Origin of the sequence: Vibrio fortis (assembly GCF_024347475.1) — a bacterium.
Taxonomy (GTDB): Bacteria; Pseudomonadota; Gammaproteobacteria; order Enterobacterales; family Vibrionaceae; genus Vibrio; species Vibrio fortis.
This window is the reverse complement of sequence record NZ_AP025488.1, coordinates 1,086,595-1,107,410: the sequence shown is the minus strand read 5'-3', so window position 1 is coordinate 1,107,410 and position 20,816 is coordinate 1,086,595. Positions and strand designations below refer to the sequence as shown.

General features: G+C 43.8%; 18 protein-coding genes. 6 read left to right on the top strand and 12 right to left on the bottom strand.

Annotation, left to right across the window (positions count from 1 at the left end; translation table 11 throughout):
- Nucleotides 1-106: 106 nt before the first annotated feature.
- Both OCV50_RS19420 and OCV50_RS19415 read right to left on the bottom strand, forming a co-directional pair.
- The gene (locus OCV50_RS19420; protein ID WP_032552568.1) at nt 107-340 is read right to left on the bottom strand and encodes a DUF3389 domain-containing protein; all 234 of its coding nucleotides are present in this window, start codon (nt 338-340) and stop codon (nt 107-109) included.
- A 24-nt stretch (nt 341-364) separates the two neighbouring features.
- On the bottom strand, nt 365-790 hold the full coding sequence (locus OCV50_RS19415) for a hotdog fold thioesterase (protein ID WP_032552569.1): 426 nt from the start codon (nt 788-790) through the stop codon (nt 365-367).
- Nucleotides 791-910: 120 nt separating this feature from the next.
- On the opposite strand from OCV50_RS19415, the gene OCV50_RS19410 reads away from it, so the two are divergent.
- Nucleotides 911-1,699 (top strand): M48 family metallopeptidase, encoded by a 789-nt coding sequence (locus OCV50_RS19410; protein WP_239839974.1) that lies wholly within the window; start codon nt 911-913, stop codon nt 1,697-1,699.
- A 79-nt stretch (nt 1,700-1,778) separates the two neighbouring features.
- Here the strand turns inward: OCV50_RS19410 and OCV50_RS19405 are convergent, their stop codons facing one another.
- Nucleotides 1,779-2,861: a site-2 protease family protein gene (locus OCV50_RS19405; protein ID WP_261904313.1), complete on the bottom strand. Its 1,083-nt coding sequence runs from the start codon at nt 2,859-2,861 to the stop codon at nt 1,779-1,781.
- Between the two features lie 344 nt (nt 2,862-3,205).
- Here OCV50_RS19405 and OCV50_RS19400 point away from each other — a divergent pair, with 344 nt between their 5' ends.
- The 3 genes from OCV50_RS19400 (at nt 3,206) to OCV50_RS19390 (ending at nt 7,808) form a co-directional block, all read left to right on the top strand.
- Entirely contained in the window at nt 3,206-4,459 is a 1,254-nt protein-coding gene (locus tag OCV50_RS19400; protein ID WP_261904312.1) for an outer membrane protein transport protein, read from the top strand.
- 17 nt (nt 4,460-4,476) lie between these two features.
- Nucleotides 4,477-6,984: a VolA/Pla-1 family phospholipase gene (locus OCV50_RS19395; protein ID WP_261904311.1), complete on the top strand. Its 2,508-nt coding sequence runs from the start codon at nt 4,477-4,479 to the stop codon at nt 6,982-6,984.
- Between the two features lie 266 nt (nt 6,985-7,250).
- Nucleotides 7,251-7,808: a PhnA domain-containing protein gene (locus OCV50_RS19390; RefSeq protein ID WP_239839970.1), complete on the top strand. Its 558-nt coding sequence runs from the start codon at nt 7,251-7,253 to the stop codon at nt 7,806-7,808.
- A 69-nt stretch (nt 7,809-7,877) separates the two neighbouring features.
- Here the strand turns inward: OCV50_RS19390 and OCV50_RS19385 are convergent, their stop codons facing one another.
- The 5 genes from OCV50_RS19385 to OCV50_RS19365 form a co-directional block, all read right to left on the bottom strand.
- Nucleotides 7,878-9,161: a DEAD/DEAH box helicase gene (locus OCV50_RS19385; protein WP_261904310.1), complete on the bottom strand. Its 1,284-nt coding sequence runs from the start codon at nt 9,159-9,161 to the stop codon at nt 7,878-7,880.
- 158 nt (nt 9,162-9,319) lie between these two features.
- Complete coding sequence (locus tag OCV50_RS19380; protein WP_261904309.1) at nt 9,320-10,045, bottom strand: DUF1223 domain-containing protein; 726 nt, start codon at nt 10,043-10,045, stop codon at nt 9,320-9,322.
- A gap of 141 nt (nt 10,046-10,186) precedes the next feature.
- Nucleotides 10,187-10,375, bottom strand: a complete 189-nt coding sequence (locus OCV50_RS19375; protein ID WP_032552577.1) for a hypothetical protein — start codon at nt 10,373-10,375, stop codon at nt 10,187-10,189.
- Between the two features lie 311 nt (nt 10,376-10,686).
- Nucleotides 10,687-11,688 (bottom strand): TerC/Alx family metal homeostasis membrane protein, encoded by a 1,002-nt coding sequence (locus OCV50_RS19370; RefSeq protein ID WP_261904308.1) that lies wholly within the window; start codon nt 11,686-11,688, stop codon nt 10,687-10,689.
- 493 nt (nt 11,689-12,181) lie between these two features.
- Nucleotides 12,182-13,927, bottom strand: a complete 1,746-nt coding sequence (locus tag OCV50_RS19365; RefSeq protein ID WP_261904307.1) for a bifunctional metallophosphatase/5'-nucleotidase — start codon at nt 13,925-13,927, stop codon at nt 12,182-12,184.
- 236 nt (nt 13,928-14,163) lie between these two features.
- Between OCV50_RS19365 and OCV50_RS19360 the strand changes: the two genes are divergently transcribed.
- A complete protein-coding gene (locus OCV50_RS19360; RefSeq protein WP_261904306.1) occupies nt 14,164-15,804 on the top strand; it encodes an ATP-dependent endonuclease in 1,641 nt (546 codons plus the stop codon).
- A 160-nt stretch (nt 15,805-15,964) separates the two neighbouring features.
- On the opposite strand, the gene OCV50_RS19355 is transcribed toward OCV50_RS19360, so the two are convergent.
- Nucleotides 15,965-16,459, bottom strand: a complete 495-nt coding sequence (locus OCV50_RS19355) for a DUF1097 domain-containing protein (protein ID WP_239839964.1) — start codon at nt 16,457-16,459, stop codon at nt 15,965-15,967.
- 204 nt (nt 16,460-16,663) lie between these two features.
- On the bottom strand, nt 16,664-17,569 hold the full coding sequence (locus tag OCV50_RS19350; protein WP_239839963.1) for a LysR substrate-binding domain-containing protein: 906 nt from the start codon (nt 17,567-17,569) through the stop codon (nt 16,664-16,666).
- Between the two features lie 258 nt (nt 17,570-17,827).
- Between OCV50_RS19350 and focA the strand changes: the two genes are divergently transcribed.
- Entirely contained in the window at nt 17,828-19,279 is a 1,452-nt protein-coding gene (focA, locus tag OCV50_RS19345; protein ID WP_261904305.1) for a formate transporter FocA, read from the top strand.
- A gap of 289 nt (nt 19,280-19,568) precedes the next feature.
- Here the strand turns inward: focA and OCV50_RS19340 are convergent, their stop codons facing one another.
- Together OCV50_RS19340 and OCV50_RS19335 are read right to left on the bottom strand one after the other, a co-directional pair.
- Entirely contained in the window at nt 19,569-20,138 is a 570-nt protein-coding gene (locus OCV50_RS19340) for a YceI family protein (protein WP_239839961.1), read from the bottom strand.
- Nucleotides 20,135-20,674, bottom strand: a complete 540-nt coding sequence (locus OCV50_RS19335; protein ID WP_261904304.1) for a cytochrome b — start codon at nt 20,672-20,674, stop codon at nt 20,135-20,137. The genes OCV50_RS19340 and OCV50_RS19335 overlap by 4 nt, the downstream gene beginning before the upstream one ends.
- Nucleotides 20,675-20,816: the final 142 nt, after the last annotated feature.

The window sequence follows — 20,816 nt, the reverse complement described above, 5'->3', positions numbered from 1 at the left end:
CTTGTGATTTTGCAAGGTATTGTTTTAAACGTTTGCCATTAAAAAGGAGCTTTATTGGGAGCTCCTAAAATGCTTATCAGTGAGTTATCGCGAAAGCGAGGGACAATTAAAGAATGTCACAACCTATTTCATTGGCGATGTCTCTTAGTTGTTGTTCGTCGTCGAGCTTAATCGACCATTTACACTCCGAGCCGTTGGCAGAGACAACATTTGCCCCTTTTCCGATTAATTGAATCGCGTCAACTTGTGCTTGCAATGTAACGCGGTGCTCTCCGTCCAAACGAACGACCAGTTCATGAGGCGTGGCAATGATTTTTCCACCACTGAATGTAATAACCATAAATACTCTAATTCACTAAAATCACTATCGTTTGTGTTTTTTAACCGCGATGGTTAGACGACTCGAACAGACCAAACGCTCGCGTTCATCTGTAATGTTGATCTGCCATACCTGCGTAGATGCACCTAAGTGTATGGGCTCAGCTTTACCAATTACGTGCCCTTCACGCATCGAACGTACGTGGTTAGCATTGATGTCCAATCCCACACAAAAATAGCCATCTGAAACACAAAAGTTTGCAGCCAACGACCCTAAGGTTTCGGCCAAAACGACAGATGCGCCACCGTGGAGCATGCCGAGCGGCTGGTGAGTAAAATGACAAACTGGCATTGTTGCAACCAAAGAGTTGTCATTTACTTCTGTGTATACAATATTGAGATGCTCAATGAGCGTGTTCTTAGATGTCGCATTGATGATGTCGAGGTCTATGGGCTTTTTCCAGATTGACATATCATGGTCCTATACGTTGTTATAATTATGGATAAGTCGTGATTGTTATCGCTTAGGTGTTAGATATCACGCAAGTTGATGTTAACATGCATAAAAACGGCAATACACAGAGGATAATGTATGACGTCATGGATGAAGCTCGCTTCTCTTATCACCCTTACTGGCATCACAGCATGTAGCTCTTCTCCTACTGGGCGAAATCAAATCTTGTTGTTCTCCGATCAAGATATGTCGCAACTCGGCGCTCAGTCATTTGAACAGATGAAGCAACAGCAAAAAATCAGCCAAGATGCCAAAACAAATGCTTACGTTCAATGCGTGACCAATAGCATCACTCAACATATTCCTAAGCAAGGCTTTGACGAATGGGAAGTTGTTGTGTTCGAAAGCGATCAAGTGAATGCGTTCGCCCTACCCGGCGGAAAAATAGGCGTATACACAGGTCTATTAAAGGTAGCGGTTAATCAAGATCAACTCGCAACAGTTATTGGCCATGAGATCGCCCACGTGATTGCCGACCATAGTAATGAACGACTCTCTCAAACACAACTTGCCAATACAGGGTTATCTATTACCAGCGTCGCGCTTGGCGCTTCCGAATACGCTCAATATCAAGGCATGACCATGGCTGCACTTGGTTTAGGTGTTCAATATGGTGTTATCCTGCCTTATGGGCGCACACAAGAGTCTGAAGCAGATATCGTAGGCCTTAGATACATGGCAGATGCTGGGTTTGATCCAAACCAAAGTGTTAACTTGTGGCAGAACATGGCAAAAGCGTCAGGTGGGAATCAGCCTCCGGAGTTGCTCTCAACTCACCCTTCGCATAACACTCGTATTCAAGACCTACGTGCGACGATCACCACCCTACCTCAATCTAACGCACAAAGACCAAGTTGTAAGATATAAAACTATTCTAAAGACGAAAGCCCTAAGTTCTGAAACCTAGGGCTTTCTATTTAAATACTAACAAAAGCAGTTTGCTCGATTAGGTACCCAATATTTGTAGTGGCAAACTCAATAACTGATCCCCAGTTGATGCGAAATACCAAATAACACCAATCAACCCGCTGACTAAGCCCACATACCAAAATGCAGAAATGATTTGACCATAACGATCAAGCGGTAAAAGATGACTATGGTGGCGCCCACGCCACTCAATCAAAATTTCGACACTGCCCATAATCAAGAGAAAGCCAAATAGTGTTAAGTTAAGTTGATAGCTTAAAATAATCCCGCCAACAGCAGCAGCTGCGCATAAAGCAATGCCCAACAAACTGTTCATCGAAAAACTAATACTTTTAAGCACATGACCACCATCGAGTGGCAATATTGGCAGTAAGTTGAATAAATTCAACAAAGCGTTAAACACGGCAAGTCCTGCGAAGAACATCTCTCCTGTCACCCAATACAACACTGTAAAGATAAGAGACAAGATCAAACCAAAGAATGGTCCCATAATCGAGATAACCACATCTTGCCATCGCGTGTTGATTTTCTCATCGGATAACGCAAGCCCCCCTAAGAATGGGATCAGGTAGATGCCTTTGGTCTTCATACCAAAGTACTTCATGGCTCGAATATGACCATATTCATGAAACATTAGACACGCTATTAAAGCCAATGCGAACTGAACTGAAAATAGCCAAGAGTACGCGGCTAAGCTCGCTGAGGCTAAAACTACTTTGATCAACTTAGCACTCTTTAGTGCTTTCAAACCCAGTGAAACTAAACCGATCAGGCTAAAGCGTTTTTCTGGCTTGGGTGCGACTTCTGGAACTTGCTGTTCAATATCTTTGGTATTTCGCGCGCCCTGCGTGATCACTTCGTCGTTCACTGTGGCGCTGTATTCCATTTCAAATGGTTGCCATTGGACTCTAACATCCAACTGGCAAGCCAGAACTTGCTCTCCTGCTTGAAGTTGAAATTGATGCGAGCGTGAATGTTCCGCTTCTGATGTAGCATCAAGTTGAGAGACTAATGTGTTATCCCAAAACAGCTGTTGCCATCCAGCCATTGAGCCTTCCAGACGAAGCGTTTTCCCTAGGAAATCTACTGCGAGTAACTGCAATCTGTTATCCAATATTAATGATTAAACAAGTGGTACCTATTATGCCGAGTTCAGTGATTTCGGTAAACAGATTCAGATATGTTAAAAAATATACAATTTATCCCTTATCGCTCAGTTAATACTCAAAACCAATCTGGTCACACCTCCTACCTTACATAATCCATTGATAGTATTTATATAATCAATGTTAGAGTCCCGCATCTAATAAATATAACTTCACAAAATATTTGTTCTTCCTTTGACTTTTCGTAAAACATAACCTTAACATATGCTTAACATTTAGCATGGTCGCTCATGTTTGTTTTCACGTATAAGAAAGAATTAGATGCCCTAGGAGGGTTTAAATGAAAACAGTACAACGCTCTCTCGTTTCACTGTCAGTGCTGGTTGCTTGTAACTCTTTAGCTGCCGGATTCCAAGTTGCAGAACACTCAGCATCAGGTTTGGGACGTTCATTTTCAGGCGAAGGTGCCGTGGCAGATAATGCCAGCGTATTAGCACGTAACCCTGCCGCCATGACCCTTTTTGATACAGCACAATTTTCAGGCGCAGTGTCTATCGTTGACCCAGAGGTTAATGTTACTCAAATAAAAAAAGAACAAGATGACGTCTATCAGGAGTCAAAAGATGTAGCACCTTTACAAATAGTACCTGCCGCATACTACATCAGCCCTATTAACGATAGTTGGGCTTGGGGTATAGGCATGTTCACAACATACGGCGTTGCTACTGACTACCCAGACGACATTTATGCCGGTGATCTCGCCGGCGACACGTCTCTCGTTTCAGTAAACCTAAATCCAAACATCGCTTATAGGATCAATGAGAGCTTCAGCGTGGGTGCAGGTGTGAACTTTGTTTATGCAGAAGCTGAATTAAACAGACATAAGGGAACCCTACCAGTTGGGGGGGCTGCAAGTGACAAACTTATCTCGATGACAGGAGAAACATTCGGTTTCGGTTGGAATGTAGGTGCTCTTTACGAGTTGAATGATAACAACCGTTTCGGCTTTGGCTACCGTTCTTCAGTCAATCTAGATTTCGATGACGGCGAATTTACAGATTACACAGGCTTGCGCATGTCTAACGACCAACCTGGAAAAACGACAGGCCGCCTTGAAATCGAATTACCCGACATCATCGAACTATCCGCATTCCACCAGCTTAATGATAGCTGGGCTGTCCATTATGGGTGGCAAATGACTCAATGGAGTAAGTTTAAAGAACTAAAAGCGACAAGCCCTGATTGTAAGAACAATGAGTGTTTCTTAAAAACAGAACACTATGACGACAACCAGAGATGGTCAATTGGTACAACATACTCACTAAACAATGATTGGACACTGAGAGCAGGTCTCGCTTATGACGAGCAAGCTGGCAAGGCAACATTAAGTATTCCTGATAGTGACCGATACTGGTACTCCGCAGGCCTAACTTATTCTGTCTCAGAGAATATGACAGTCGATGCCGCATTTGCTTTAGTACAAAGTAAAAGTGGTTCGTTCACCGAAACTGACGCAGCAGGTGACAAGCTAACATTTGACGCTGAAGGTGTAGCTTACCTTTCTGCCATCCAACTCAACTACGCATTCAACTAATCCCCGGGAATAATTATATGAATACCAAATTTACTTTATCTCTCGTTTGCTCTGCATTACTGCTTGCAGGCTGTGGGGACAATACTGAAAGCTCTGGTTCTATCTACTCAGACGCAATTGAACAGTCGTTAGCTCGCAGCTCAACAGTCAGCTTTACACTTCTTGGAAATGATGCCGATATCCCTCTTCCTTCATTCTTCCTATTCGATACAAATGACCATACATTGAATATTCCCGTGGACGCTAACTCAACGGGTTTGTTAAATGATCCAGTAGTTGCGATGGGAGAAGCTGATGGCTGGAGTACCATCATGCCGTTTACGATTAACATTAAGTTAGCAAATGGAAGAACCTTAAAAAATGATGCCAATATGATGAATAGTGGCGTCAAAGTCGCAAAGGTCGATGTTGACTTAGCCACTGGTAGAATTTCAAACTTGGATGAACTCAGCGTTTCGGAGGATTATATCGTAAGATCACAAGATCTTAAGACGATAGAGGTTGTACCTCTGAAAGGCTTAGACCCTAATTCCAATTATGTTTACGCCCTCACCGATACGCTAGTCGATAATCAAAATGAACCTTTAGGTACATCCAAGTCATATGCTTCTTTAAAATCGACACGCATTGATCAATCAGGCTCATTGGATATACCACAAAAAATCATCCATCAAGTTGAAGAATTGTTTGAAAGCGAGGGAACAATACAAAACAAGGACAACATCATTTACTCGTCGTGGTTTACAACCTCTTCCGCGGGTAGCGTCATTCAGAATACAAAAAATGCCTTGGCAATAGGGTATGCATTAACTCAATCTCAGATTTGGCAAGGTAGCGCCAATCCAAAAAATATTGATGCTGATACGCTCAATAGTCTGTATGAGATAGAACTAGACAGTGAGAGTCCGATTCCAAACACTATGCCATTTGATACCGCGTTAAACGTTGACCCTTATGCAAAAGCTGCTCTGGGAACGGCCGGTATTGATGCGCTAACAACCAACTACACAAGTTTTAAGTCAGCAACAGGAAGCGAGATCACGGTATATCGAGCTAAGGTGAAACTGCCTTATTTTCTATCAAATGATACAGCGAATAGTGGTTGGAAAACTCAGCCTTGGCGCAGTAGCATGCCAAGTGTGCTCAAAATACTGAAGGTTTTATCATCGGGTTCAGACGCAGACAAAGTTGAAATTATAAGACAACTGTCTGAGTTGGATATAGCAGATCCGATTAATCAGTTATTGGACCCAAACTACCAGAAGAACCTAATTGGTGCCGAACTTACTTTAGCGGATGGCACACAATTAGACCAAGAACGAATCTTAACAAAGTACAGCGCAGTTCCACAGATTCGTTCTGTTGAGTCCGTTGACGTAATCATGTTCATCCCATCAGGTGGCCTCGTAGGCAGTAACCTACCAGTGCTTCAATACCAACACGGTATCACTAGTTTGAAAGAAACAAGTTATGCTTTCGCTCTACAACATATGGCAGGCGCAATCCAATTAGGTCAGCAGCCGTACGCCATCGTCGCGATTGATCAACCGCTTCATGGTCAGCGCGGCCTAGGAGAAAATGGTGAAATAGTGACTACACCAGCAACACCGACGGTGTACATGAATCTAGAGTACTTGCCTGTTGCCCGCGACAATATTAGACAAAGCGCCATTGATGGTCTTGGTTTAAGGCTTGCACTCAATAACGGGACTGGTTTGCCATTTAGCTCTTTAGATGCAACTAACGTATCTTTAATGGGGCATTCTATTGGAGGTATTACAGGTATTAGCTCTTCTGCCGTCGCCAATACTAAAATAGATACTGCATTTGGCATAACTGTAGATGACGAACTTGCGTACAAAGCTACGACTTTAGCAAACCCAGGCGGGGGCATTGGTCCATTCTTACTCGAGTCTGGTTCATTTTCTGGAACCATTAAGCACAATGTTATTGGTTCTCAAAACGCCGCATATCAAGAATATTATGGTGTAAACTGTTACAACAAAACGCCTGCAGTTGACGATGGTGACTGCTTTAACAACTTCTATGCGATTCTCGATAGCTCAAACGCTAGCGATGAGCAAAAACAAACGAAAGCAGTAGTTGATGCAACATTAACTTCATTTACTTATGCGGCACAAACAGTGTTAGATAATGTAGATCCAATTAACATTGCCACACTAATGTCTGGCCCTGTACTTGGCATACAAGCAGAGAATGATGAAACGATCCCTAATACAGCTCAGCTGCCTACGGCCGGTACTCAGCCGCTTTTTAGTAAACTAGGGTTGAAGAACAGCATTAGTAATTCGACGGAACAATTGGTAGCGTCATATTTTGCTCGTACTTCTTTTGCTGAACACAGCACTGTTATTGCGCCGCAAAAATCTCACCTTCCTACAGAAGATGACAGTGCCGCACATGCAGAGATGGTCTCACAAATAGTTCAGTTCAATTTAACCCAAGGCAACGCCACAGGCAGCTTAACTGTAAACCCTATACTGCTTGATGCAACGATTGATTAGCAACAAGTAACTGATGGATAAAAAGTAAATATCCCATCCCATTAAGCAAAGTTAAAACTTATTTTGTGCCAGCCTAACCGCTGGCATTTTTGTTTAACATCCGTCTACTTCTGTCTTTTACAAAATCGTTTGCTTATAAAATTTAAGCACTTCGATTGATCTCAGCTAAAATTAATCAAGACAGAATACCGTACGAGGCCTTTCATTCTATTAAATAAAGTGGATAATAGCCCCGTAAATTAACACCTAATAAATGTGAGTCCATTATGTCTTCTGAAGCAACTATGCTAGAGCGCTGCCAATCTAAATGTGAACTATGTGGTTCTGATTCTTCTCTTACTGCATACGCAGTACCACCACACAGCCACGTTACGGTAGACCACGGCATCATGGTATGTGACAAGTGTCTTGGTGAGATTGACGATCCTAAAGACATCAACCACTGGCGTTGTCTAACAGACAGCATGTGGAGCCAAGAGCCACCAGTACAAGTGACGGCATGGCGTCAACTAACTCGCCTGAACTCTGAAAGCTGGGCGCAAGACGCACTAGATATGATGTACATGGAAGAAGAGACATCAGTATGGGCACAAATCGGCATGTCTGCTGATGACAAGCCTCTTGATTGCAACGGCGTTGAACTGAAAAAAGGTGACGACGTAACGGTAATCAAAGACCTTCCAGTGAAAGGCACAAACCAAGTAATCAAACAAGGTACAGTTATTCGCGGAATCAGCGTTGGTGACGACCCTAAGCTTGTTTCTGGTAAAACAAACGGCGGTCAGTCAATGTACGTGATCGCTGAGTTCTGCCGTAAGAAGTAATCGCTTCTACTCAGAACAAGAAAAGGCGCTCATGGAGCGCCTTTTTAGTATCTGAAACGTCAATCGAGACTAACTATTTTTCAGCCACACATCTTGCTTCTGTGCTGCTTTCTTCTTCTTTTTCTTCTTACCTGTTCCAGCTGGTGGAGCAACGGGTTTAAGCGCTGCGATCAGTTCTGCAACGGCTTCGGCATCGACTTCAAAACCCTCTACCTGCTCTCGGTCCAGACGAATTTTGTTTTTCTTCTCGATGATCTTAAAGTGATGGTAATCCTCGTGATCGATCAAAGACAGAGCCAAACCCACCTCGCCTGCACGGCCGCTTCGACCGATACGGTGCATGTAGTCTGATGGGCTTCGCGGTAGGTCGAAGTTAATAACTACTGGCAGCTTTTCGATGTCGAGGCCGCGAGCAGCAATATCCGTTGCGATAAGAACGTCAATATCACCCAGTTTAAAGTCTTCTAGAATACGAGTACGAGAACCCTGACCTTTATCCCCGTGGAAGACTTCCGCGATAATACCGCGCTTGTAGAGTTTATCCGCTAGATGCTCACAACCATTTTTTGAGTTAACAAAAATAAGAGCTTGTCGCCATTGATTCTCTTTAATCAAATGCGCGAGCAAAGCCGTCTTACGCCCTTTCTCTACTTCAAACACACGTTGAACCAGTGTGCTCGCGTTTGTGCTTTGAAGTTGAACTTCAAGTGGGTTGTTAAGTAGCTCTTCCGTTAATACTTGAACTTGTTCAGGGAACGTTGCAGAGAACAAAAGAGTCTGCTTTTGAGCCGGTAACAGCTTTCGAATGGCGTCTAGCTCTTCAGTAAAACCAAGGCTGAGCATTCGGTCTGCTTCATCAAGGATCAGCGTTTTTACACGATCCAGCTTGACTGCGTTGCTTGAAACCAAATCAAGCAGTCGACCCGGTGTCGCCACAAGAATATCAGCGCCACCACGTAGAGCTTGCATCTGACGGTTTACTGATACACCACCGAATACACATACTGTTTTAATTGCGCCATTGAAATGAACCGCATATGACTTAACGCTGTCAGCAACTTGTTTTGCCAGTTCGCGTGTTGGAACCAAAATCAGACCCGACACATGATTACCTTTACCGCGTGATACAGGGCTTTCCTGATAAACTTGCTGAAGTAGTGGCAAAGCAAAGGCGGCTGTTTTACCTGAGCCGGTGTTTGCGCCCGCAATAAGGTCACGGCCTTGTAAAACGCTCGGAATTACCTGTGCTTGAATAGGCGTTGGTTGTTGGTACTCAAGCTCAGTTAAGCGAGAAACAAGTGGTGAGATTAAACCAAGCTCTGAGAAGTTGGTTACTGTTGTGGTATCAGTCATTAATGGAAGAGACTCAATGGTAAATTAGAGCGCGCTATACTAGCGCATTTGAGCCCCTTTCCGTACTGATTTCCTTTTATTTACCTTTATCCAAGCCCAATTTCCACGATATACAAACTAAATCGTGTTCCATAGAGCGATTACCGCGTGAAATTGCGCTATTGATTAAACCAACCTGCAACGGTTTGTTCTGGTTGATAGGAATTAGGCTTAGTAAGCCACACTGCCACCGCATCGGGTTTAACAACGAGTGGGCTGAAATCGATGTCAAATTGCCAACTTGACTCTCCACGTTGAAATCCGTTGTAGACAACGACGAAGTCGTGTTCGAGCTCTCTCCCTCGGTTCTCCCCTGCTTTTACTTGAGTCACTTGGTTCATCGCAAGCAGAACAATGTGAGCGACGTAATCGCCCTCGCCGTCATAATTCACGCTGAAGGTACTGTCCTCACGACTTAAACTCAAAGTCGGCTTATCAACTTGTTGCATCGACGGCAATGTACGATCAAGCCAATTAAAATAACCACGCCACTCTTTACCATCAACAACAAAGCCCGGTGTATAAACGCTACTTACAACTCCGTACGCCTTATATAAGCGCTGCTTTTGACTAAAGGCTTGGCTAGCAAACTTATCACTCCAACCTAGGTAGTTCCAATAATCAACGTGGTAAGCAAGCGGAATCACTTCTTGCCAGAGTTCTGGGTGGGTTTCTAGTTTACTTAGGTATTTGTCCGCCGGAGGGCAACTAGAACAACCCTCTGACGTAAAGAGCTCGATGATTTGTGCAGGTTGACCTTTATGTTCCCAATTCTCGGCAAGCACAGATGTAGAACACAGCGCGAGCGGTATACCTAACCAATGGCTTTTGCAGATACGACTCATAACGACTCCTTCCTGATCTTTATAACCCATGTACATTAAGGGCATCGAGTTATAGAGAAGACCGAGTCGTCATTAATTTCCTTTCAGATACAAAAAAGCCAGCTACATGAGCTGGCTTTCATCAATTCTTGTCTCGCAAGATTAACGGTAGATACCGATATCTTTTTGCATGTGACCAGAAAGGTCGCTTGCGTAGTAGCTGCGAGGAGTGTTATCAACGAATAGGATGTCGATGATGTGTGCAATCAGTCCTTTGAAGTTAACCGCGTAGGTCTTCTTATCCATAGAGTTTGGAACAGCGATAGTATTCATTTGCATTGCTTGAGCCATGATTGCCTCTCTATAAATTTTTTAAGTGTTTCGTCTTGTTGGTGTGAATAATAGGCGATTATTTGCGGGTTAAAAAATGACAAAAACTAGAAGTTCGGATAAGTTTTTCTAATAAAACAAACCATTAACAACCGTATAGAATACGCACTCACACAAAATGAATTTAAATTCAAAATTTCGCTTAAAAGTTGAATTTAGTACAAATAACTCTCTAAACAAAGAGGCCAAGGTCACAAAAAATTTACATAAATAAATTCTTTGTTCTCTTGGCCTCGTGTAAATAACCACTATTTAGATAAGTTATTTTGACTTTAATTTGTCTGTTCTATGTCTGACTTGTTTCCATAGATAGATGCAATAACCGCTACGGTCATGGTGGTGATCAAAACGCCCAGTGACCAGTAAGTCGGAATCGCATATTCGCTCTCCACCAGCAGCATCTTGATACCAATAAATACCATGATGAAAGCCAGTGCTGGTTTTAGGTAGATGAACTTATCCATCATGCCTTGAAGCACAAAGTACAGAGAACGAAGACCTAATAACGCAAATACGTTCGCAGCCAAAACCAAAAACGGTTCTTGTGTTACAGCGAAGATTGCTGGGATAGAGTCCAGTGCGAACATTACATCCATAACCGCAATTGCACCGATCACCAACATCATCGGGGTGATCATCCATTTAACGCCCTGCTTAACCATCAAAGAAGCGCCATGGAACTCTTCAGTCACTGGCATCACTTTACGCAGCAACTTCTCAGGTAACGTGTTTACGCTCTCTTCTTCACCTTTGTCGAGCGCCAATTTGACACCTGTCGCGATAAGGAATGCTGCGAATACGTAAAGTACCCAATGGTACTGTGCTAATAGTTGAGCACCCAATGCGATCATCACTGCACGCAGTACTAACGCACCAATTACGCCCCACAGTAACGCTCTAGGGCGCAAATGTTCAGGCACTTGGTACTGACCAAAGATCATCGCGAACACGAATAGGTTATCAACGCTGAGCGATTTCTCTAACAGATAACCCGTGATAAACGAGACCGTTGCTTTCTCTGCCGTGTAATCGCTATGAGGTGCATAGAATTCCCAAAACAGATAAATAGAACCTGCAAACAGGAACGCTAGCAAAAACCAAAAGATACTCCACACCGTCGCTTTCTTGATGGTGACATTACCACCACGAGTTTGATAGATATCGACAGACACTAACACCAAGGTGAGTAAGAAGAATCCCACGTAAGTCATCACATCTGGTGAAGTGGATATTACGTCTTGCTGAGTTGATAATAGAGATTGAGTTGAGTTCATTATTCCTCCGGGCGGAAGAACTGTTCAAAGACCTTCCGCAAACAAAACAGATCAAGGACCGAAATGGCACTTGATTGTGATTGCGTTGGTCTCGTTGAAGTGAAATATGGGATTTCACCTTTACATACCGGATAGGCTCTTGGCCTAACGAGATGACGATACGTAAACTTGCGCTAACTACTCCCCAAACGCGTGGATAATATTCCCGAATTTGTGTTTCGTCTATATAAATTTGCACTAAAAAAACAAAAAGAGGCAAAAAGCCCCTTTTGTCTGTTTTCGTTGTTAAGTGTAGGTATCAACCATAGCTTGTATTAATCTTTGGTACTGTTTCCTACAATCCCGCAATAGGTACGAAGTAAACCAGTGCCGACCAAACCGACACCCAACCTACTACTGCTACCGCATCCAACCAATCTTTCTTCCACATGTTTCGTCTCCTGCCAAATAGAGCAACTGCGAAACATTAAGCAAAAAAGATACCAACAAAGTATTAATGTGCTTTTTTATAACAAATCAAACAATTCTGAGCATTGCTACTGTTCAACGCTTCTGGATTCGCTTTTAAAAACTCTATAAAACAGTCCGCCATGGACAACACCGTAACATTCCCCTCTCCGTGCATATTCAACACAGCATCGTAGCCTTCTTTGCCTTTCATTGTGTAGGCCGAGGATGACCCGCGATATAATTGATGGCGCTCAACCGAGTGCCAATCACCATCACGGTAGATTTCAAGATGATGAATTCGATGTCCAATCGGCGCTTCAGCGTGGTAACAGAATCTTAGATTATGCGTATAAGGAAAACTGCCTGAGCCTGTGCCAACAACACCGTTATCCAGCGCATTGTTGATCGCTCCCTCTAACATAGCGGCAATAGTTTCACCATTAATCTGATATGTACCTATCGGTACGGCAAACGGTAGTAGTTTTCCGGCAATATCAGCGACAGACACATCACCGGCATTGAGCGAATTCCGCACCCCGCCCGCATTGTGAATCGCAAAATCCACATCCAATCCGCGTTCATTCATCGCATAATGGAAGGATTGGGCCACAAGCGGAGCCAGTTGGCTCGGACCTTTTGCATCGGGTATTCGAACATGGCGCAGCTTATCTTCTGCGGTCGCTATGATTTGCTGCTGCAGCTGACGCACTCTTGGAAGGTATTTATCCGTCAAGATCGACTGAATATCGGGATCTTTTTTGCACACAGAGATATGAGGATGATTGTTCAGATATTCGCAAGCCAGATCATGAGCATCGCCTTGCCCAACCTCACTAAGTTTTGCATCTATAAATAGACGACGGCCTAAAAGCAGTTCATTGCGGCCACTGAAACTCGCCACTTTTCCTGACTCATCGAATTCAATCTCGCAATGGCCAAGTGACATGGCATGAAAGCCGGCTTGCACTACATAGGTATCGTTGATTTTTACACCGTATTCGTCATCTTTAATCAAGCCTACATCAGAAAAGTCACCCTGTAACCTATGGCTATGACCGCCAACGATAAGCCCGATACCATCCACCTTGCTAGCCATTTCTAGATCACCCTCGTAACCTAAATGACTGAGCAATATAATCTTATTGATACCTTCTTTATGAATCTGCTCGACGGTTGCTCTAGCAGTATTAATGGCGTTCTCAAACGGTGTGTCTATGTCTGGGTTCGCAATCAAATCCATCTGATCGATACTGAGACCGAAAACCGCAACAGGCTCACCCTCGAACTCTTTAACGATGTAGCTCGCACTGCGAGTATTCGGAAGGAATGCTTTTACTTGGTTATTGTTCGCCAGTGTATGAGTTTTATTGATATCTTCATTCGATAAATTCCAGTTACCGGCCAACAGAGGAAATTGGATTCGTTTGGCGAACTCTGCGACAGGCTCATTACCCATATCGAGTTCATGATTCCCTAGAGTCATCGCATCGATGTTGAGTGCATTCAGCAAGTCGGCATTGGCTTTCCCCTTAAACAAAGAAAAGTACAAAGAGCCTTGGAAGCAGTCTCCAGCATGCAAAAACAGTGTGCCTATCCCTTGTCGAGTGGCATCATCTTTCAACTGCTTAAAACGAGTCGCTATTCGAGCAAAGCCACCTGTACTGACATAAGGCTCTATGATTTGCTCATTCACTTTTAGTGATAGTTGTAATGACGTTGGTTCAAAGTATGAGTGGGTGTCATTGATATGCGCCAATACCAGTTTCGCTGGTTTATTCTTTTTTATCATATGTTCTCTCTCTTCTTCCCTTCATACTAGGTCGGGAATCATGACAGAATCGTGAATTTTATGAAACAGCACTGCAAAAAAATACGTGTGATAGATCAATAATCACATTCGGTTCGTTTAAACTTTAGACTCTGTTTTGTGACAACAGAATACACCTAGCACAAAAATATCGATTATGATTGTAGATATCTGTTTGCTTTCAAAGCATTAGCGGATCTTTTGTTAGGAGTAAGCCTATGCAATTAGAACGAATCGAGATTTCTGGATTCAGAGGTATCAAACGAATGTCATTGGCATTCGATGAACTCACAACATTAATCGGTGAGAATACTTGGGGTAAGTCTTCACTGCTTGATGCTTTGTCTGTTGTACTCCCCGCCGATGGCGTGCCTTATCAATTCGAGATGACAGACTTCCACGTAGACTATTCCGTCTCACATCCACAATCACAGCACCTTCAAATTGTCTTGTCTCTCAAAGCTAACGACAAGTCTGAGTTAAACGCCGGTCGTTATCGCAAGCTCAAGCCGGTTTGGGTACAAGATGAGCATGGTACACACCGCATCTATTATCGAATCAGTGCGACACTCGAACAATACGAAACAATCACGCACTACGCGTTTCTCGATCTAGAGGGTAACCCACTCAAGCTTCATCACTCAGAGAAGCTCGCACAAGAGCTAATGTCATTGCACCCTGTTATTCGCTTAAGAGATGCACGTCACTTCGACCGCCCATTTAATGGGAATGGCAACGGAAACGGACACCAAACCCGGATCGAGAAGCGTATCGATAACACTTGCAGACGTTTAATGGCGATACCAGGTCATGTGAATAAAGGCGAAATGCGCAGTAGCTTAGACTCAATGCAAAGTTTGATAGAGCATTACTTCTCTTTCAAAAGTGTTTCTCGTAAGAATCCACGTAAGCCACGTGACGGACTTTTGTATTCGACGGGTATAAACGATAAGAGCATTCATGAACTCGTTGAAGAGACCAACAACAAGCAGACACGCTTATTGTTTATGGGGCTACTCAATGCCTATCTTCATGCTAAAGGCCCTAACGAGCTAAGACGATGTGCGCGCCCATTGTTGATCTTAGAAGATCCCGAAGGTCGTTTACACCCAACGCATCTCGCTAGAGCATGGAGCCTTTTACAAAAACTGCCTATGCAGAAGATTCTGACCACCAATAGTGGCGAGTTACTTGCTGCGGTACCTTTGCACTCCATTCGTCGTTTGGTTCGTCTGTCAGACAAAACCATTGCTACCCAACTTAATACCGCCCGCTTTAGTAAAGATGAACTACGTAGAATCGGCTTCCATATACGATTTCACCGCTCTGGCGCTTTGTTCGCCCGGTGTTGGTTATTGGTTGAAGGAGAAACCGAAGTATGGCTATTCAATGAGTTAGCAAATCAGTGTGGTTACAACTTGGCTGCAGAAGGCGTGCAGATCATTGAGTTTGCACAATCAGGATTGAAAGCTCTGATTAAGGTAGCCAAAGAGTTTGGCATAGATTGGCACGTAGTGACTGACGGTGATGCTGCGGGTAAAAAGTATGCGGCGACTGTGCTTGCTAAACTTGATAACGACCAACCACGACACCGACTCACAGAGTTACCAGAGAAAGACATCGAGCACTATCTATACATGAATGGGTTTGAAGGCTTCTTTAGAGACATGGTCAAGATCCCTCATGATCATCCTATTCCGCCGAAGAAAGTCGTTGCCCGTGTATTGAAGAAGCATGCGAAGCCTGACCTTGCTCTCGCGATTGTCTCACACTGTGAAAACCGTGGCCTTGAATGTATCCCACTACTTCTTCGCTGGACGCTTAAACGTGTGATCACCATGGCCAATGGCAACACTTAGCAAAAATGCCGTTTGCCAATCTATACGCTAAATAGAAAAAAGGCACACCATCACGGTGTGCCTGTATAAAAGCTATACAAATTAATTGGGGGTTATCTTTCACAGGGACATATCCAATCCGACAACACCATTGAAACCTGCAAGTATTTATTTCAATAACTTACGCTTCAACGTGGTTGGCGTGTTGTTCTGCCTTTTGAGAAGATTGAGATGATTTTTGGTGAAGCCATAGACCACTTGTCTTCATCAAGTAACCAAACACACCACCTAGTAGTAGCGAAGGCACAACAAGTTGCCAATCACCGGCAGCGGCAAACGTAGCGCAAGAACCGATAAAGGTTCCTGGAATGTATGCTAACCAGGTCTGTTTTGCTTGAATACACATGAAGAAAGCGACAATTGCAGTGATTACGTAGCCTAAGATTTCTAAACCAGCAAAGGTGGAGCCATGAATGATCACCATTGCCCAGAATACGCCTGTCATATTGGTAAGTAGGCTGCTAAACAACCCTTTCACACCATCGGTAGGTGATGCAAAGTAACTGGTGCAACCCAAGAAGCCTGCCCAAGATAGCAAACCAAAAGAGATAGCAATCCAGCCCCAAAGACCTGACAAAATACCTGTTGTTAACGAAATCGCGACTAATGTACTCATACTATTTCCTAAATTCTTGTTACGAGTCGTCGTAAAAGAATTCAGCCTCACTTGAAATCAAGTACGCATAGTATGGTAACTAACAAAGAAAACGGACGATCAATGTCACATTTATAATGTATCAAAGTGTCGCTTTATCATGAGATGGAGACCGATATCGCTTATTCAACAGATATCGGTATTAGCAAATTGATAAAATGATCGCTACAAAACGGAAGGTCGACTCTTCATCATGCGTTTTCCTTCACGCTTAATGCATTCGGCTAACGGATTTTCAGCCATGTCCGCGCGCCAAATAAATGAGAGTGTTCTCTCCATTTCCAATTCAGGTACATTCAAAGTCACTAGCTGACCGGATTCGATGAAGCGTTCGACATCAAGAAATGGCAAACAAGTTAGGTATGGGCCGTTGGCAACTAAGCTTCTTAACACAGGTACGTGTTCATATTCACGCCATACGTCTAAATCCGCAATTAAATGGTGAATAGAGCTATCAAAAACTTTGCGAGTACCAGAGCCGTGTTCTCGCAACACCCATTTTGCTTGCTCTAACTGGGCCATACTCACCCTTTCACGCTTAGCAAACGGGTGATGTGCCGATGCAACGACCGTCAGATGGTCTGTACACCACACTTCTTGATGAATACGGTTATCGTCACAACGACCTTCAATAATGCCTAAGTCATATTGATAGTCCAGTACACCATCGATGACGGCTTGCGTACTCTGCACACCGAGCGATATACGCATCTCTGGAAAGTCATTATCAATAATACTGATGAGATCGGGAACCAAGTGTTCCGCGGGGGTTTGACTGGCACCGAGGCGAAGTTCACCACTAAGAAGATGTTGCTCATAGAAGCCCATTTCTATCTGCTGAGCATCTTGCAATAGGCGTTTTGCTTTCGGCCTTAACCACATTCCCCAATGAGTTAACGCCATTTGTTTCCCCTGCCTTTCAAACAAGGGCCTGCCTAGCATCTTTTCAAGTTGCGCTAGGGACATACTGGTAGCCGACTGAGTCAGTGCAAGCTTGTCTGCAGCTTGGCTTACACTTCCGGAATCTGCAACGGCGTCAAAGACGGCAAGCTGCTTTAATGAATAACGCAATTTTCTTCCTTAATTTCTTGTAATTATCTGTATTCCGACGCTCTTTTTTATAAAGCCTGTGAGCAATCGGTTTCATTGTACCTGCTCCGTTCGCTATATCAATATTTCTGATGTGGTTTCTAAATATTATCAATTTTACCTCTACCCTCACCGCTCGTAATCTGAATGGGCAGCAACGAAATGTCTGTTGCAACATTCACCATTCACTTAGGTATTAACACTAGGAATTACATATGACGGATTGTTCAAGGAGGGGGTATGGCGACCAGCACTTCTGATAATCATCAACTGTTTTCGCCAACAGAAATGATGGCCGAGGCAGAGAAATTTGCATTAAGTAAAGCGAACAAAACCAGCAGCATGACGATGAGTCTTGCAATTATGGCTGGTGCATTCATCGGACTCGCTTTCCTATTTTACATCACGGTAACCACAGGCAGTGCTGATGCTGGATGGGGACTCAGTCGCTTAGCTGGCGGTCTCGCCTTCAGTATGGGGCTTATCCTTATCGTCATTTGCGGCGGTGAACTGTTTACCAGTTCGGTGCTTTCTAGCATCTCTTGGGCTAACAAACAGATTACCTTCGGCAAGATGCTATCGATTTGGGGCAAGGTTTACGTTGGTAACTTTATTGGTGCGATGTTCCTACTCGCATTAGTTAGCGCAGCGGGTCTTTACCAATTAGATGGCGGTCAATGGGGACTTAACGCGTTAAACATTGCGCAGCACAAGCTTCACCATAGCCCTGTACAAGCTTTTGCACTGGGCGTGCTATGTAACCTATTGGTTTGTCTTGCGATTTGGTTAACGTTCAGCTCAGCGAATGCAATGACGAAAGCGATGATGACGGTACTCCCTGTTGCGATGTTTGTCAGCAGCGGCTTTGAGCACTGTGTTGCGAACATGTTCATGGTGCCACTAGGCATTGTGATTCAAAACTTCGCACCTGAAAGCTTTTGGACGCAAATCGGTATGACACAGGCTCAATACGCAGACTTAAACGTTATGCAATTTGTCAGCGCAAACTTACTGCCTGTGACGCTCGGTAACATCGTTGGTGGCTCAGTATTGGTTGGTCTCGCTAACTGGAGCATCTACCGCAGACCGCAACTTAAAGCGGCAAAAATAACAGCAATAACTCAAACAACACAAATTACGTCAGTTAAGGAATCTACTATGAATACGAACACAATCATCAAAACAATCATGAACACCACACCAACGACTCTGTCTGTTGAAATGCCAACGGCAGTTGCGATCGACACTCTGCTAGACGCACAACAAGTCAGTGCACCTGTGTGTGATTTAGAAGGTCGCTTAGTGGGTGTGTTCTCAATTCACGACGTTATGGTAGACCTTTGGTGCCAAGATTACATCCCAACTGCTGGCCAAAAGGTTGTTGACCTAATGAGCCGCGATGTTGTGGCAATTGATGCAAACGACAAGCTCGTTGATGTTGCCGAATTCCTTTGCATCGACAAAGAACAGCTGTACCCAACATCAAGCATGGGCATTGCAACTCGCTTTACAACACTTTCTTTAGAAGAGCGTGCTAAAGCGATGAAAGTAAGCCAACCGCATATGCTTCCAGTTCTTGAAAATGGTGAAATGGTTGGTGTACTGACTCGCGCTGAAGTAATGCAAGCACTACGCCCAATCTATGGTGACCGTTTAAATGTAGTACCAGAGACCGAGCTTGAAACGGCTTAATTACAAGAGGCTATAAGCACGTAACCTGCTGTTAGCACGCGACTAGCTATAAGCTAACCAAAAAACTCTAATCACTTATTGCTGGTTACTCTGGGAACACAAACAGGAAATAGAAACACGTAATAACAGCGTGTGGCTTAATAAGACGTCTAGTGGTTGCGATAGCACGGGAACAGTGTGCACCACAAACGGACTCAAGGCTTAATAACGAAAAAGGCGCGAAGCAATGGCTTCGCGCCTTTCTATTTTTATTGAGCCAAGCTCTACTGTTTAGTTCAGTCTATGAAACTTACTTCTTCACACCTTCAACGTGCAGTTCCATATCAACGTAGCTAGAAGCGCCCATTACTTTAATATCAAAGTCAGCAAGCTCTAGACGTGTTGTACCGATGAAACCCGCACGCTCACCGCCCCATGGGTCTTGACCTGCGCCAATGAACTCAGCATCGATAGTGATTGGCTTAGTCACACCGTGTAGTGTTAGATCGCCTGTTACTGCTAATTTACCGTCGCCATTATCAACCACTTTTGTGCTGTTGAACGTCGCTTCAGAGAATTTACCCGCGTCGATAAAATCGCCACTACGGATGTGTTTGTCACGTTCAGCATGGTTAGAGTCAAGGCTTGTTGTGTCTACCACAACGTTCACTTTAGACGCTTCTACGTTGCTTTCGTCAAATGAGAAGTCACCAGAAAATGTGTTGAAACGTCCTTTAATAAAGCTGTAACCAAGGTGGCTCACTTTGAAGTTAACAGACGCGTGCGCGCCCTTTGTATCAATCACGTAATCAGCAGCGTTCGCAGCGAAAGGCATTGCCATAGCAAAGGCTAGTCCTGTAGCGATAATTGATTTTTTCATTTTGATGCTCCTATCATTTTTCGTAGCGTATCGTCTTTGTCGATAATGTGGTGTTTAATTGCAGCCAGCGCATGAACTGATGCTAATAGGATCAGCACCCAAGCTGCATAGTAGTGTACGGTTCCTGCCAAGTCAGATTGGTTTGCAAACAACTCTCCCATACTTGGAACAGTGAACCAGTTAAATACATCTATGCCACGGCCATCCGATGTGGAGATCAAGTAGCCAGACACAAATAAAGCCAGTAGATTTAGATACATGAAGCCGTGAGCTGCTTTTGCTGCTACCACTTCATAGCTTTTACCTTCAACACTTGGTGACGCTGTCACTGTTTTCCAGACCAATCTGAACAGAGTCACCGCCGCCAAAATAATACCAATTGAGCGATGCCAATCTGGAGCCGTCTTATACCATTCACTGTAGTAAGAGAGGTCAACCATCCATAGGCCGACACCAAATAATCCAAAAATGGTTAGAGCTGATACCCAGTGCAAAAGTCTCGCTATTGGATTGTAATTCTTTACATTGTTACTCATGTTTCATTCCAAATGGTTACAGTCGGTATAGTACGAAGAGCGTACATTACTCTGTGTTGTTGCAACATATTATTTACCTAGCTTTACATAAATGACATAACTAAAACTGAAACAACATGTTCGAATAATTTGAACAAGATGA

Coding starts and splice junctions, on each gene's coding strand:
- OCV50_RS19420 (WP_032552568.1), bottom strand. CDS start 340: ATGGTTATTACATTCAGTGGTGGAAAAATCATTGCCACGCCTCATGAA.
- OCV50_RS19415 (WP_032552569.1), bottom strand. CDS start 790: ATGTCAATCTGGAAAAAGCCCATAGACCTCGACATCATCAATGCGACA.
- OCV50_RS19410 (WP_239839974.1), top strand. CDS start 911: ATGACGTCATGGATGAAGCTCGCTTCTCTTATCACCCTTACTGGCATC.
- OCV50_RS19400 (WP_261904312.1), top strand. CDS start 3,206: ATGAAAACAGTACAACGCTCTCTCGTTTCACTGTCAGTGCTGGTTGCT.
- OCV50_RS19395 (WP_261904311.1), top strand. CDS start 4,477: ATGAATACCAAATTTACTTTATCTCTCGTTTGCTCTGCATTACTGCTT.
- OCV50_RS19390 (WP_239839970.1), top strand. CDS start 7,251: ATGTCTTCTGAAGCAACTATGCTAGAGCGCTGCCAATCTAAATGTGAA.
- OCV50_RS19385 (WP_261904310.1), bottom strand. CDS start 9,161: ATGACTGATACCACAACAGTAACCAACTTCTCAGAGCTTGGTTTAATC.
- OCV50_RS19380 (WP_261904309.1), bottom strand. CDS start 10,045: ATGAGTCGTATCTGCAAAAGCCATTGGTTAGGTATACCGCTCGCGCTG.
- OCV50_RS19375 (WP_032552577.1), bottom strand. CDS start 10,375: ATGGCTCAAGCAATGCAAATGAATACTATCGCTGTTCCAAACTCTATG.
- OCV50_RS19370 (WP_261904308.1), bottom strand. CDS start 11,688: ATGAACTCAACTCAATCTCTATTATCAACTCAGCAAGACGTAATATCC.
- OCV50_RS19365 (WP_261904307.1), bottom strand. CDS start 13,927: ATGATAAAAAAGAATAAACCAGCGAAACTGGTATTGGCGCATATCAAT.
- OCV50_RS19360 (WP_261904306.1), top strand. CDS start 14,164: ATGCAATTAGAACGAATCGAGATTTCTGGATTCAGAGGTATCAAACGA.
- OCV50_RS19355 (WP_239839964.1), bottom strand. CDS start 16,459: ATGAGTACATTAGTCGCGATTTCGTTAACAACAGGTATTTTGTCAGGT.
- focA (WP_261904305.1), top strand. CDS start 17,828: ATGGCGACCAGCACTTCTGATAATCATCAACTGTTTTCGCCAACAGAA.
- OCV50_RS19340 (WP_239839961.1), bottom strand. CDS start 20,138: ATGAAAAAATCAATTATCGCTACAGGACTAGCCTTTGCTATGGCAATG.
- OCV50_RS19335 (WP_261904304.1), bottom strand. CDS start 20,674: ATGAGTAACAATGTAAAGAATTACAATCCAATAGCGAGACTTTTGCAC.